Annotated in this window: 11 protein-coding genes, 1 tRNA gene and 1 pseudogene; 11 read left to right on the top strand and 2 right to left on the bottom strand. The window is 68.6% G+C overall.

From position 1 onward, the window contains the following. Positions 1–228: 228 nt before the first annotated feature. From ACFY9I_RS32315 to ACFY9I_RS32275, 9 genes are all read left to right on the top strand, one after another. Complete coding sequence (locus ACFY9I_RS32315) at positions 229–2,454, top strand: cell division protein FtsK (RefSeq protein ID WP_391007997.1); 2,226 nt, start codon at positions 229–231, stop codon at positions 2,452–2,454. 141 nt (positions 2,455–2,595) lie between these two features. Continuing rightward, on the top strand, positions 2,596–2,847 hold the full coding sequence (locus tag ACFY9I_RS32310; RefSeq protein ID WP_391007995.1) for a hypothetical protein: 252 nt from the start codon (positions 2,596–2,598) through the stop codon (positions 2,845–2,847). A 156-nt stretch (positions 2,848–3,003) separates the two neighbouring features. Beyond that, entirely contained in the window at positions 3,004–3,195 is a 192-nt protein-coding gene (locus ACFY9I_RS32305; protein ID WP_391007993.1) for a hypothetical protein, read from the top strand. A gap of 64 nt (positions 3,196–3,259) precedes the next feature. Next, positions 3,260–3,676, top strand: coding sequence for a hypothetical protein (locus ACFY9I_RS32300; protein ID WP_391008084.1), 417 nt, complete (start codon positions 3,260–3,262; stop codon positions 3,674–3,676). An 88-nt stretch (positions 3,677–3,764) separates the two neighbouring features. Further along, positions 3,765–5,042, top strand: a complete 1,278-nt coding sequence (locus ACFY9I_RS32295; RefSeq protein WP_391007991.1) for a DNA cytosine methyltransferase — start codon at positions 3,765–3,767, stop codon at positions 5,040–5,042. An 84-nt stretch (positions 5,043–5,126) separates the two neighbouring features. Further along, entirely contained in the window at positions 5,127–6,044 is a 918-nt protein-coding gene (locus tag ACFY9I_RS32290; protein WP_391007989.1) for a bifunctional DNA primase/polymerase, read from the top strand. 178 nt (positions 6,045–6,222) lie between these two features. After that, the gene (locus ACFY9I_RS32285) at positions 6,223–7,767 is read left to right on the top strand and encodes a DUF3987 domain-containing protein (protein ID WP_391007987.1); all 1,545 of its coding nucleotides are present in this window, start codon (positions 6,223–6,225) and stop codon (positions 7,765–7,767) included. Positions 7,768–8,082: 315 nt separating this feature from the next. Next, a complete protein-coding gene (locus tag ACFY9I_RS32280; protein WP_101400676.1) occupies positions 8,083–8,274 on the top strand; it encodes an AlpA family transcriptional regulator in 192 nt (63 codons plus the stop codon). After that, positions 8,271–9,725 (top strand): tyrosine-type recombinase/integrase, encoded by a 1,455-nt coding sequence (locus ACFY9I_RS32275; RefSeq protein ID WP_391007985.1) that lies wholly within the window; start codon positions 8,271–8,273, stop codon positions 9,723–9,725. The genes ACFY9I_RS32280 and ACFY9I_RS32275 overlap by 4 nt, the downstream gene beginning before the upstream one ends. Before the next feature lie 74 nt (positions 9,726–9,799). On the opposite strand, the gene ACFY9I_RS32270 is transcribed toward ACFY9I_RS32275, so the two are convergent. Together ACFY9I_RS32270 and ACFY9I_RS32265 are read right to left on the bottom strand one after the other, a co-directional pair. Further along, positions 9,800–10,369, bottom strand: coding sequence for an NYN domain-containing protein (locus ACFY9I_RS32270; protein ID WP_391007983.1), 570 nt, complete (start codon positions 10,367–10,369; stop codon positions 9,800–9,802). 211 nt (positions 10,370–10,580) lie between these two features. Next, positions 10,581–10,652, bottom strand: a tRNA-Arg gene (locus ACFY9I_RS32265). A gap of 169 nt (positions 10,653–10,821) precedes the next feature. On the opposite strand from ACFY9I_RS32265, the pseudogene ACFY9I_RS32260 reads away from it, so the two are divergent. Then, a pseudogene (locus ACFY9I_RS32260) lies at positions 10,822–11,271 on the top strand (response regulator); the annotation flags it as partial. 553 nt (positions 11,272–11,824) lie between these two features. Beyond that, the gene (gene nrtL, locus ACFY9I_RS32255; protein WP_391007981.1) at positions 11,825–13,234 is read left to right on the top strand and encodes an ArgS-related anticodon-binding protein NrtL; all 1,410 of its coding nucleotides are present in this window, start codon (positions 11,825–11,827) and stop codon (positions 13,232–13,234) included. The last annotated feature ends 26 nt before the right edge of the window (positions 13,235–13,260 follow it).

Below are 13,260 nucleotides of genomic sequence, written 5' to 3'. Positions count from 1 at the left end.
CAGCTTCCAGGATCCGGTTTCTACGCCGGTGTGACTTGCTGCAAAAACGTCGTCTGCGCCAGCGACTTCGCGGCTGTTGCACCGGCCTGCCACACCACCTGCACGGCCGTGTCCTGACCTGAGATTCCCCCATGCCGCACACCGTAGCGGCGCCCCGCGGGGTCCGTCCGCCCACCTCCTACAGCGACGGCCGGACCCCGCCTTTCCTCCCCTTGGAAGGGACCTTCAGTGAAGCACCCCGACGACGACAACGAACTCTTCAACCGACTCGAAGCCGACATGGCGGCCGACTCCGGGGGCGAGGTAGTCGACCTCGACAAGGCACGGTCGGCCCGCGACCAGTCGGCCGACCCGACTACCCGACCCGACTCCGACCCGTCGGCCGACTCCGCGCCGGACCGGTCGGGCACCGAGTCGGGCGACCCGACCGCACGCGTGATGGTCGACCTGCCGACCGCCAAGGCGACCGGTCCGGGCTACCTCGGTCGACTGCTCGCCGCGCAGCGCCGTCCGGTCGTTCCGGCGTGGCTGAAGTCCGTGGCGGAGCTGAAGACCGCCGCAGCGTGGGTGGCACGCCACTACGCCCACTCGGTCGGCTATCACGCGCTGCGCTCGCCGGTCTATGCCGCACGGCTCACGCTTCAGGCGCCGTCCGGTGCCGCCAAGTTCGTGGGAGGCACGCTGCGGTGGATGGCCGACCGCGAGGGCGAGCCGGTCCGACTCGCTGCGGTCCGGCGCGAGGATGCGGCCGAGTACCTGAAGCTGTCACGGCAGCGCGACGGACGGGTCCGACTGCGCACCCTCGTGACCGTGCTCGCGATGTTCATCGGGCTCGGCTCCGCGCTCGCCATCTACGTGCTCGCCCCTGCCTGGCTTCAGGCCGTCTCGGTCGGCGCGGTCGTGATGGCGCTCGGGTTCGCCGGCCGCAGGGCGGATGCTCCGGTCATCCACCGCGCGGTGGAGTTGCCCAAGGCGGTCAAGCTCACGAGTGACATCGTGCTGCGGGCGCTCGGCTCGCTCGGTATCCCCGCCATCAACCAGGCGCAGGGCAAGGGCCGCGACGGCTTCGAGTTCACCGCCCCGATCACGCGGGACGGTCCTGGGTGGCGTGCGGAGGGCAACCTCCCGTACGGCGTGACGGTCACGGACGTCATCGAGCGGCGTGACCGGCTCGCGTCCGGTCTGCGCCGGCCGCTCGGGTGCGTGTGGCCTGAGGCGGTACCGAACGAGCACACCGGTCATCTCGTGCTGTGGGTCGGCGATCAGGACATGTCGACGTCCCGCAAGCCCAAGTGGCCGCTGCTGACCAGCGGCAGCGTCAACCTGTTCAAGCCCGTCGCCTACGGCACCGACCAGCGTGGACGCTGGGTAGAGGTCACCCTGATGTACATCGCGGGCATCATCGGCGCCATCCCGCGTATGGGCAAGACGTTCCTGCTCCGCCTGCTCCTGCTCATTGCCGCGCTGGACCCGCGGGCGGAGCTGCACACCTACGACATGAAGGGCACCGGCGACCTGGACCCGGTCGGCAACGCCGTCTCGCACCGGCACGCCGCGGGCGACGATGACGACGCCATCGAGTACGCGCTGAACGACTTCCGGGCCCTGCGCGAGGAACTGCGCCGCCGCACCAAGGTGATCCGCTCGCTTCCGCGGGACATCTGCCCGGAGTCGAAGGTGACCAGCGAACTCGCCGACAAGCGCTCCCTTGGCCTGCACCCCATCGTGATCGGGGTGGACGAGTGCCAGGTGCTCTTCGAGCACCCCAAGCACAAGGACGAGTTCGAGGAGATCGCAACCGACCTGGTCAAGCGCGGTCCCGCCACCGGCATCGTGCTGCTGCTCGCCACACAGCGACCGGACGCCAAGGCGCTCCCGACCGGGATTTCCGCGAACGCTTCGGCGCGTTGGTGCCTGAAGGTCATGGGGCAGTTGGAGAACGACATGGTGCTCGGCACGTCCGCCTACAAGCGTGGCGTACGCGCCACCATGTTCGCCTGGGGTGACAAGGGCATCCACTACTTCGTGGGTGAAGGCTCCGACGCCCGGATCGTGGGTTCCGTGTACGTGGACGGACCCGGAGCCGACAGCATCGCCGCCCGGGCCCGCAAGGCGCGCGAAGCCGCGGGCACCCTGTCCGGTCACGCGCTGGGGGAGGAGCCGGAAACCGTGGCGAGCGCGTACGACCTGCTCGCCGACATCCTCGCCGTGATCCCCGTCAAGGAGACCAAGGTGTGGTCGGAAACCGTCGTCGCGCGGCTCGCCGAACTGCGCCCCGAGGTCTACGACGGCTGGGAGCCCGAGACACTCGCCGCGGCCCTGAAGCCGCAGGGTCTGTCCACGATCCAGGTGGGCCGCCGGGTGGACGGCAAGGTCGTCAACCGGCGCGGTGTCGACCGCTCCCACATTACGGCCGCGATTGCGGAGCGTGACGGAAAGCGGGACGCGGGCTGACCATCGCGGGCCGCTAGCGCTAGCGGCACACCCCGCTAGCGTTAGCGGCTCGCTTAGCGCGCCAAACCAGCTCTGATCAGGTCGCTAGCGAATAGCGGCCCACCTGCGGAAACCCCTGAAACCCGCCTGGGAGGGCCCGTCATGACCCCTGCCCTGCTCGCTATCACGCTCCTGCTCGGCGTAACGCTGTGTTACGTCGCTGTGTGTGCTGCCTCGCCGTTCGGCAACTGCCGTAAGTGCAACGGATGGGGCTTCGCCATGAAGACCGACCGCAAGGGCCGCCAGAAGCGCGGCAAGGACTGCCGCCGCTGCAAGGCCACCGGCAAGCGCATACGCGTCGGCCGTTGGCTCTACAACCGCTGGGCCCGCATCTACCGCACCGGCGCTTCCTGAGACAGGCGACCGGCGACCGCCCGTCATGAGACGGACCCCGCATCGAGCAGACGCTAGGTGGGCGCGGTCGCCGGTCAACGCCCCGAACTTGCCAGCACCCGGGGTCCGCAGAGCGTATCCACCCATTCACCTCGCACGAAAGCGAGTTCCCCTGCCGTGATCCTCAACATCTCCGCCGTGCTGCTGTTCGGCGCCGCGTCCGCCTTCGCCGTCAAGACCAAGTCCGCCGGCGGGGGCGCGGCCATCGTGCTGTTCCTCTTCGGGTTCTTCGCCGCCGGGACCGGCGCGTACGAGCCCATCCACAACCTCGTGCAGGCGGGCGCCGACGCTCTCAACGACCTCGGCTGAATAGGGAGGCTCCCTCGTGAACGAACCCGTCAAGCCCCTCGCGCCCGGCAGCCGTGAGGCGGCCATGGCAGTCCACCGGCCCACTCCGCTCGCCCCGGTGCCGTCGGCGCCGGTCATACCGGTGCACCCGGGCATGATCCCGGCCGTGACGAGCGTGGTCCTGCCGGACGGCCGCGTCGTCACCGGCTACACCCTCGAACCCGCCAAGCCCGAACCCGTCGCGTCCAAGCCGCCCGCCTCCCGCGCGGCGGTGAACATCGCCCTCGGTGGCATCGGTTTCGGTGCGGTCTGCGGCGGGCTGTTCCTGCTGACCGCGTTCATCACCGCGTTAACCGCGCTCATCACCCAGCTCATCACCCTCGCCGCCGTCATCTTCGGCGGATGGGTCGCCGTGCAGGTCTTCAGCGCGAGCGGCCACAGCGGCGGCAACACCTTCAACATCCGCAAGGCCGTGATCAAACGCAACACCTTCAACGGCTAACTACGCCCGGGGCGACCGCACCTCTCGCCAAAGACACGCGGTCGCCCCGGCCAACCAGTCCGCAACAGACCTGTTGGAGGTCACCAGCATGACCCACCACCCCGTCCCGCCGCTGGAAGGCGGCAACGTCAGCCTGTGCACCGGCTCCGGCGCGCTGGACCAGGCCGTGGAAGCCGTCACCGGCCTGCCCACGGTCCTGGTCGGCGAGAAGGACCCGGCCGCGTCCCGGCTGTTGGCCGCCCGTCTGCCCCACGCCCGCAACCTCGGGGACATCACGGCCGTGGACTTCGCGGCTCTGTCTGCCACGTTGGAGCGTCCGGCGGCGCTGACCGCCGGGTTTCCCTGCCAGGACATCTCCAACGCCGGACCTCGGGGAGGGATCGCCGGTGACCGCTCCGGACTCTGGAAAACCGTCGTCCGCGCCATTCGCCATCTACGACCCCGCCTCGTGTTCCTGGAGAACGTCGCCGCCCTCCGCAGCCGGGGACTCGACGTCGTCGCCGCCGACCTGGCCGCGTGCGGGTACGACGCGCGGTGGATGTGCCTACGCGCTGGAGATCCCGAAGTCGGAGCTTGCCACCGGCGCGACCGCTGGTTCGCCGTCGCGTATCCCGCTGCTGAAGACCCCCACCTCACAGTTGGGGCGCAACGGGGGACCCCAGCATCCGGACAAGCGCAAGGCGGGCGGGCACGGGCCCATGCTGGAGGACGAAGTGGTCTTCTTGCTGCCCCCGACGGACACCTGAGGCTGCTGCCCACCCCGGCCGCCGCCGACGGCACCGGCGGCCCCGGAACCTCCCCCAAGCGGCAGGGCGGCATGAACCTGCGCACCGCCGTGACCCTGCTGCCCACCCCGGCGGCCCGCGACTGGAAGTCCGGCGCCTCCAACCTGCTCGGGACCAACTCCCGCCCGCTGAATGAGGTGGTGGTCAACCTGCTGCCCACCCCCAAGGCTTCCGACGGGCCGCATGGCGGATCCAACCAGCGCGACACGTCGGGCCGGTACTACCGGCCCGGCCAGGCCGTGCGCCTGGACGGGCGGTGGGTGGCCACCAACGGCACCGACTACGGGCCTGCCATCCGGCGTTGGGAGGCCGTCCTGGGACGTCCCGCACCCGAGCCGACCGAACCCGGAACCAAGGGCAACCGCCGGCTGTCCCCGGCATTCGTGGAATGGATGATGGGCGCCGCTCCCGGCTGGGTCACCGGCACGGACCTGGGCCTGTCCCGCTCCGACCAGCTCAAGATCCTCGGCAACGGCGTGGTCATCCACCAAGCCGCACTCGCCTACCGCGCCCTGCTCGCCGCCGACGCGCCCGAAGCCTCGGTCCCCGCACCGGCCCAGCTCGCCCTGGACATCGCCTAGACGTGGCTGGGGCGGTCGCCTCTCGCCAAAGACCGCGACCGCCCCGGTTCTCCGTCCCTTCGACAGAAACAGGAGAACTCCAGCATGACACCTGACCGCAAGACCCCGCGCCCGCGTGCGACGAACCCCCAGGACGGTGACCACCTGCGCACCGCGTTGGAGTTGGCTGCGGCCGGCGTGCCAGTGCTGCCCCTGCGGGAGGGCAAGGTGCCGTTCGGGAACTGCCGGACGTGTGCCAAGAACGCCTGTGGCGGGCGGCCGAACATGAAGAGCGCGGGCCCCTGCCACTGCCCCGGCTTCTGCCACGCGTGGGCCGCCGCCACCACCGACCCCGAGGTCATCACCTCCCGCGCGTGGGTGGCGGCATGGCGTCAGGCCGTATGCGTCGGCTACCACCCCGGCGGGGCAGGGCTGACCGTGGTGGACCTCGACAACGCGGCGGCCGTGGCGTGGGCACACGAGACGCTGCCGGTCACGCGCACGGTGGCGACGACGCGCGGCGAGCACTGGATCTACCGGGGCGTCATGCCGTCGCACAACGCGGTCCGGTCGGGCGTGGACATCAAGTCGCTCATGTCCTACGCCCGTTGGCTCGGACCAGGCACCGGCACCATGGCCACTCTGCCGCCTGCCGTCCTCGCCCTGGTCGTGAAGGAAGAGACCACCCCCGCCCCGGGGGAGGTGGTCTCTTCCCTCCCCGAGCGCGCCACGTGGGAACGGACGGTGGCCACCGGCTGCCGCCACACCGAGCAGTACATCCGCACCGGCCTCGAACGAGGTCTCGCCATGGTGCGCGCCCGCACCGAATCCGGGGCCGCCTCACAGGCGTTCGGAGTCGCCCGGTTCCTGGGAGCGCAGCACGCACAGTGCCCCGGACCGTGCGGACTGGACGCCATCGGCTCGCAGATCGTCGCTGCGGCCGTCTTTGTCGGAGTGCCCGAGGACTACGCCCACCGCGCGGTCGCCAACGGTCTCCAGGCGGCCGAGAGGGGCGCGGCGTGACCATTAAGCCCCGAACTCCCCACAAAGAGCTGCAGAACGCCGTACAGCGCCTATCACGGGCGGCCGTAGGCGACCGAATGAGCGTCGCCGAAGGCGTCCGCACTGCCGTTGGTCCTGACCCGCACAGGGACGACGGCCGACGCCCGCTGTTGAACCCCCTCGAAGGGAGGGCAGCCTCATGACCACACACCCTGTGGACAGCACCGACCTGTGGGCCGGACTGCCCACTCTGGAAGAGCCCCCCGCGCCCGTGTGGGAGGAGCCCGTACCCCTCGCCGGACCCCGCAAGCTCACCGCCTTCCCCATTGGCTCGCTGCCGGGCTGGCTGCGGGAGTTCGTGGCCGCCGTCGCCGAGGAGACACAGACCCCCGTCGACCTCGCCGGATGCATCGCCCTGTCCGTGCTCGCCACGGCGGCCGGCGGCCGGTCGGTGGTGCAGGTGCGCGGGCACTGGCGCGAGCCCACCAACCTCTACGTCGTCGTCTCCCTGCCGCCCGCCAACCGGAAGTCCGCCGTGTTCGGCCTGCTCACGGACCCGCTGTATGAGGCGGAACAGCAACTGCGCACGCTGATCCAACCGGCCATCGTGGAAGCCGAGATGACCGCACGCCTCGCCAAGGAGGCAGCCGACAAGGCCACCGCCAAGGCGGCATCCGCGAGCGTGGACGAGCGGGACGAGATGGTGGCCACCGCGATCGCGCTGGCGCAGACTGCGGACAGCGTCACCGTGCCGGTCAAACCGCAGTTGCTCGCCGACGACACCACAGCCGAGACGGTCACCTCACGGATGGCGGAGCAGGGCGGACGGATCGCCGTCATGTCCGCCGAGGGCGACATCTTCGACATCATCGCCGGACGCTACTCCGGCAAGCCGAACATGGGCGTCTTCCTCAAAGGCCACGCTGGCGACCGCCTCAAGGTCGACCGGCAGACCCGCGAGGAATACATCGAACATCCCGCCCTCACCATGGGGTTGTGCGTCCAGCCGCAGGTCTTGGACGACATCGGACGCCAAGACGGGTTCAAGGGCCGCGGCCTGCTAGGCAGGTTCCTCTACTCGGTGCCTGAGTCTCTGGTCGGCCGCCGCAAGATTGAACCCGACCCCATCCCCGAGCAGGTGATGGAGACCTACCGGCGCCACATCCTGGACCTGACACTCTTCCTCGCCGAGTGGACCGACCCCGCCGTCATCCAGCTCACCCCCGAAGCAGTTGCCACCCTCACTGCCTTTCAGGCACGAGTGGAACCCATGCTGGAAGCCCGCGGCGGCATCATGGGCCAGATCGGAGACTGGGGCGGCAAGCTGGTCGGCGCCACCGCCCGCATGGCCGCCCTGCTCCACCTCGCCGAACACCTCACCAAGGGGCACACGGTGCCCGTGGCGGAAGCGACCATGTGCGACGCGATCGCGCTGGCTGAGTACTTCATCAGTCACAGCCTCGCCGCGTTCGACTCGATGGGCGCCGACCGGATCGCCGAGCGGGCCCGCACCGTGCTGGAAGCCCTGCGCACCCATGGGTGGCGTGAGGTCAGCAAGCGGGACCTGATGGTCAAGCTCTCCCGCTCCGAGTTCCGCACCGCCAACGACTTGGACCCCGTGTTGGCCCTATTGGAAGACCACGGCTACGTGCGTGCCCAAGCCGCCCAGCGCACCGGAGGACGCGGCCGGCCGCCCTCCCCCCGCTACCTGGTCCACCCCCGCCTGCCCGACCCGACCGCCTGACCCCCGCCACAGAAACCACAGAATCACAGAAATCCCCCAGGCAAGCCCCTGACCAGTACAGACGGCCCTGTCAGGGGTCCGCGGTGCGCTGCCACAGAAACGAACCGAGAAGCCACAGAAATAACCGGGCACCGGCCGCACCGGTCCGGCCGCTTAATTCTGTGGAGCTTTCCGTGATTTCTGTGGCAAACCGCACCGGGTGGCATCGCCGCAGGTCGGACCCGCAATTCAGGGATTCTGTGTATTTCGTGGTTTCTGTGGTGGCTCTCGGCTGGTCCCACCACCTTCCCTTGCCCTCTCGCCCAAGGAGGAGTCGTGGCCAAGCCCCGCGACGAGATGCTCACCATCCCCGAAGTGATCGAAGAGATAGGCGTACCACGAGCGACGTTCTACCGCTGGCGGCAGTACAAGAAGGGCCCGAAGTCCATCAAGCTCCCGAACGGCGCGGTGCGAATCCGGCGGTCCGAACTAAGTCGGTGGCTCCAGACGCTGGAGGAGAGCGCGTGACGAACGACACCGACAGTGGGGCCGAGCAGAACAACCGCTCGGCCCCGGAGGGGTTTTCACTCGATGTCCGCCTGTGGAAGGTGTCCAAGGCGCAGAGCAATACCCGCCCCTATCAACTCCGTTGGAAAGTCGGAGGGAAGGTAAGTAGTGCCACCTTCGCCACGGTGGCGCTCGCAGAGAGCCGTAGATCTGAACTGTGGCAGGCAATGCGCCGTGGCGAGGCATTCCGCATCAGGGACGGTCTGCCTGAATCCGAGGTACGAGCCGAGGCCAGCGCGGAGCAAGCCCGTGAGGAGCTGTCCTGGTTCGCGTTCTGTCGCGAGTACATGGCGATGCGCTGGCCAACCGCCGCGGCCAAGACCCGTGAGGGCATCGCCGACGGGCTCGCTGCGGTGACGCTGGCTCTGGTGGAGCAGGAACAGAAAATGCCGTCACCGGAAGAGCTACGTCTCGCCTTCCGGTGGGCGGTCATTCCCAAGAACGCCGAACTTGACCCGCCGGAGGAACTTGAGGACGCCTACCGGTGGATATCAAAGAAATCGCTTCTCGTCTCCTCGCTGGAAGACCCGAAGATTCTTCGCGATGTTCAGTATCGGATCTCCTTCAAGCTGGACGGCACCCCCGCAGCGGGGGAGACCTCCCGTCGCCGTCGGCGCGCGCTCAACACCGCGGTTGAATACGCCATCGAACGCAAGCTTCTGACAGGGAATCCGCTCACCGCAATCAAGAAAGTGAAGAGTGGTTCATCGGATCGCGTGGACCCCCGTGTTCTCGTGAACAAGACGCAGGCTGCTCAACTTCTCGCCTCGGTCTCATACGTCGGGACATGGGACCGTAAGAAGGGTCGGCGCCTGGTGGGCTTCTACGCGGTCATGTACTTCGCGGGGCTCCGCCCGAGTGAGGCTGTGGGCCTCAGTAAAGCTGATTGCTTCCTCCCCGAGAAGGGATGGGGCGTTTTGACACTTCACGACACACACCCCGTGTCGGGAAAGCAGTGGACAGACAGCGGAGAACGCCACGACAAGCGCGGTCTGAAGTCGAGGGAGGCCAAGGAAGACCGGCCGGTCCCGATCCCCCCGCCACTCGTGGCCATGCTCCGCGCCCATTTGAAGGAGTTCGGCACGGCCAAGGATGGGCGGCTCTTCACGAACGAGCGGGGCGGACTCGTGGGCAGCAGCACCTATTGGCGCGTGTGGCGGGACGCTCGGGAGTACGCACTCTCGCCGGACCTTCAGGCGTCCATCCTCGGGGGGAGGCCGTACGACCTGCGGCACACGTGCATTACGACGTGGCTGAACGCCGGCGTGCCCGTGGCTGAGGTCGCCCGTCGGGTCGGCAACTCACCCGAGGTGATCCACCGCGTCTACGAGGGGTGCATCTACGGCCAGGAAGAGGCCATGAACAGGAAGATTGAAGCAGAACTCGACTGGCCAGATGGCGAGTCTGGGTAGCTGATCTACCGATTCGGCGGTGCCACCGGTTGCTCTGGTGGGCACCGCTGAATCGGAAGAGGGTCAACTCCTGGTCACGGTTGTGGGGTCAGGCCGTTGAAGTGGCCGATGTAGTCGAGAGCAGGATCGAGAGCAATGAACTCGTCTGCTGCTTCTTTCAGTGCGCGGGCAACCGCATGCTCCCAGAAGACCACGCGAACCTTGAGTCCGCGGCGTTGGAGCGAGAGGACCGTAGGGACGTAATCGCGGTCCCCGGTGAGGAGTACAGCCATGTCATTTCGTTCGGCGCGCATGTACTCGTAGGAGTCCTCCATGAGGGTTGTTGACAGGCTCACGTCGACCTCCTTCTCCTTGTTTGAGGCGTTCCGGTCATAGACCTTGACCTCAAACCCGTCCTGGCGGGCACGCTCCCATAGCGAGTCGTTCGCTGGAGGTCGGGACCCAAAGAGGATGGATCTGCCCACCTGGTGGTTCGAAGGGCATGCCAGCTCGTAAAGCCGACCGAAGTCGTAAGCCCACGTCATGTCGCAGATCTTCCGACTCATGGCATCAGCGACGTCGGTAGCCATGCCCTTCTTGACAGCGCTAAGCCTCTGTCCCTCGATCCATACGTTGGAGTTGTCTACATAGACGAAGATGACCACGGTGACCTACCTCCCGACGGGGAGCGTCAGGCTAGCGGGGTGGGCAGACTGCGGGGGCGGTTTCAGCGTGCCCTTCGCCGGGTCTCTATCGCAGGTCTATCGCAACCAGTGCGTAACAACGACAAAGAGCCGGACTCAGTGAGACTGAGTCCGGCTCTGAAGTCTGGCACTTCAGCAGGTCAGCGGCCTGATCACGCTGGTCTGACTGGAGTGCCCCCGGCAGGATTCGAACCTGCGCACACGGCTCCGGAGGCCGTTGCTCTATCCCCTGAGCTACGGGGGCGTGTCGCCTTGTGTGGCGGCGACGGGTAGAACCCTACCAGCTCTCTGCGGGAGATCATGAACGGGTTTTGAGGGGTCAGGAGTGGGGTTGTGGCGGGGGAGACCGCCCGCAGGGGGCGGAAGTGGGGAAAACCCGGACGCGGCGGGGGGCTCGGACCTACTCTCGAGTTGTGCCAGGCGCGTCCGGTCGGGTGCTTGTTGTGGACGACAACAAGGTCATCCGGCAGCTGATCAGGGTCAATCTCGAGCTGGAGGGCTTCGAGGTGGTGACCGCGGCCGATGGTGCCGAGTGCCTGGACGTGGTGCATCAGGTGCGGCCCGACCTCATCACCCTCGACGTCGTGATGCCTCGGCTGGACGGGCTTCGTACGGCCGCCCGACTCCGGGATGATCCCCGCACACGACACCTTCCGCTCGCCATCATCAGTGCCTGTTCCCAGTACGAGGTCGAAATCGGGCTTGGTGTAGGCGTCGACGCATTCCTGGCGAAGCCCTTCGAGCCGGCCGAACTCGTCGCACTTGTAAGGCGGTTGGTGGAGCGTGGACGGAGCGGGATCGATGAGGCCGCGGCGTTCGGTACCAGTACCGATAGCAATGCCGGTGCCGGTGCCGGTGCCGGTGCCGGTGCCAGTTCCAGTTCCGGGTCCAATGTCAATGCCGGGGCCGGTTCCAGTGCCGGGGTATCTGCCTCTGCCCCTGCTAGCGCCTCCGCCGGTGGGAACGGTGGTGGAGGTGAGCATGTCGAGCACGGTGAGCGTCCTGAGCGTGCCGGCCGCACAGGGGGCTGACCCGGCCCGACCGAGCTGAGGCATCGCCCAGAGCTGCGGGCTTGGGGTTTTCGGGCTCGGGGCTTCAACGGGGCCGGCTCGATCCAGACCCAGACCTGAAACCCGGAGCCAGACCTGGACCCGAACCCTGACCCAAACCCGGGGCCCAGGCCGGGGCTGAGTGAGTCCTCGACCGAAGCGCACTGTTCTGGTATCGCTCAGCCAGGCTCTGGGGAGCGCCCGGCCCTCGCCGGGCTGTTGTCCGCTTGGCCCCCTCTTACCGATCTGGAGTCGGCCCACCCGAGCCTCGGCGAATGCCCAGGCCCGGTTTCCTCGCCGTCCACATCCCGGACCTCGCGGTAAACCGGTTCGCATACCCACCCCCCTCCTCCCATACGCTTGTCCCGTGACCCCCGTCGAGCTCTCCCGCACCGTGCTGCGCGCGGTGCGTCGTGCTGTGGACGAGGGACAGCTCAGCGTGGCGGTGCCCGCACGTGCCGTGGTCACTCCGCCGGGTCCCGGAGGCAGCGGGGACTACGCTACGAACATCGCGTTGCAGCTCGCCCGCCCCGCGGGCCAGCCGCCCCTGCAGGTCGCCGAGATCCTGCGGCCCCACCTCGGTCGGACCGAAGGCGTCGCGGCCGTAGAGATCAGCGGGCCCGGGTTCCTCAACATCCACCTCGACCGGGCCGCCGTCACCGCCCTCGTGCGCCGAATCCAGGCAGTGGAGGAACCTGAGGAACCCGTGGAAGCCCAGGAGGGCCACGGAGGTCGCCAAGGCCGGGGCAGTCGGGGCAGTCGGGGCGGCGGAGGTTCGGACCTCCTTCCTTACGGGCACAGCGATGCCCTCGCCGGGCAGGTCGTCCGGCTGAGGATTCCGTACGACATCCGTGCGGAGGTCGTCGCCGACGCGCTCGTACGGATCGTCGCCAGCCAGGGTGGCCGCGTCGAGGTGGACCACGTTCGGCCGAAGACGCACGGCAAGCTGGACGTCCTCGCCGACCTCGATGAAACGCTCATGGCCGGCACCGACACCCCCCGTCGGCCAAACGACCACTTCAGGCCCGGTACGCCCGCTGCCCCCGACAAGCCTGACCGGCCCAGCGAGCCCGGCAGCACCTCTATCGATCCGGGACGCCCTGATGGATCCGGCGATCCTGGCCTACCAGCCGACGCCCACGCCGACGCCCACGCCGACGCCCACGCCGACGCCGTCGCTGACGCTGGCACCTCCAGCGCCCTCATCGACCTCCGCCCCGTCCCCGCCCCCGAAGACCCCACCCCCCTGGGCCCCGACGCCCTCCGCTGGGCCCTTCTGCATCCGGCCGCCCACGACCGCCCCCGGATCACCGCGGACCTCCTCGTGCAGCGCGCCGGGAACCCGCTCTTCCGGGTCCGGTACGCCCACGCCCGAGCCCGCGCGCTCACCCGCAACGCGGCGGCCCTCGGCTTCACCAGTACCCCGGGCAACTTGGACATCCCTGACGCCCGGAACTTCCGGCCGGCCGCCGGCACCTCGGCCCCCCGCGTCGCAGCCGTCACCACCCCCGACGTCACGACACCCCTGATCACCGCGCTCACCGAATACCCCTCAACCCTCGCCCGAGCGGCCACCCACCGCGCCCCCGATCGTCTCGCCCGGCACCTGGTCGTCGTCGCCGACGCCCTGCTCGCTTTCCAGCACACGGTGCTGCCGCGCGGCGACGAGAAACCCTCGGCCGCCCACCGGGCCCGGCTGGCGCTTGCCGAAGCCGCCGGGACGGTGCTGGCCGGCGGCCTGTCCCTGCTCGGCATCGACGCACCCGAATACCTCTGAGCAAGCCTGCGGAGCCCCAAGCCACA

The organism is Streptomyces sp. NPDC012510, assembly GCF_042955065.1.
Lineage (GTDB): Bacteria > Actinomycetota > Actinomycetes > Streptomycetales > Streptomycetaceae > Streptomyces.
The sequence above is the reverse complement of the archived record's forward strand: the minus strand, read 5'-3'. Positions and strand labels throughout refer to the sequence as shown.

Bases quoted from the DNA above. Each gene is read 5' to 3' on its own strand.
- ACFY9I_RS32300 (WP_391008084.1), top strand. From the start codon at position 3,260: ATGGCAGTCCACCGGCCCACTCCGCTCGCCCCGGTGCCGTCGGCGCCG.
- ACFY9I_RS32295 (WP_391007991.1), top strand. From the start codon at position 3,765: ATGACCCACCACCCCGTCCCGCCGCTGGAAGGCGGCAACGTCAGCCTG.
- ACFY9I_RS32285 (WP_391007987.1), top strand. From the start codon at position 6,223: ATGACCACACACCCTGTGGACAGCACCGACCTGTGGGCCGGACTGCCC.
- ACFY9I_RS32310 (WP_391007995.1), top strand. From the start codon at position 2,596: ATGACCCCTGCCCTGCTCGCTATCACGCTCCTGCTCGGCGTAACGCTG.
- ACFY9I_RS32290 (WP_391007989.1), top strand. From the start codon at position 5,127: ATGACACCTGACCGCAAGACCCCGCGCCCGCGTGCGACGAACCCCCAG.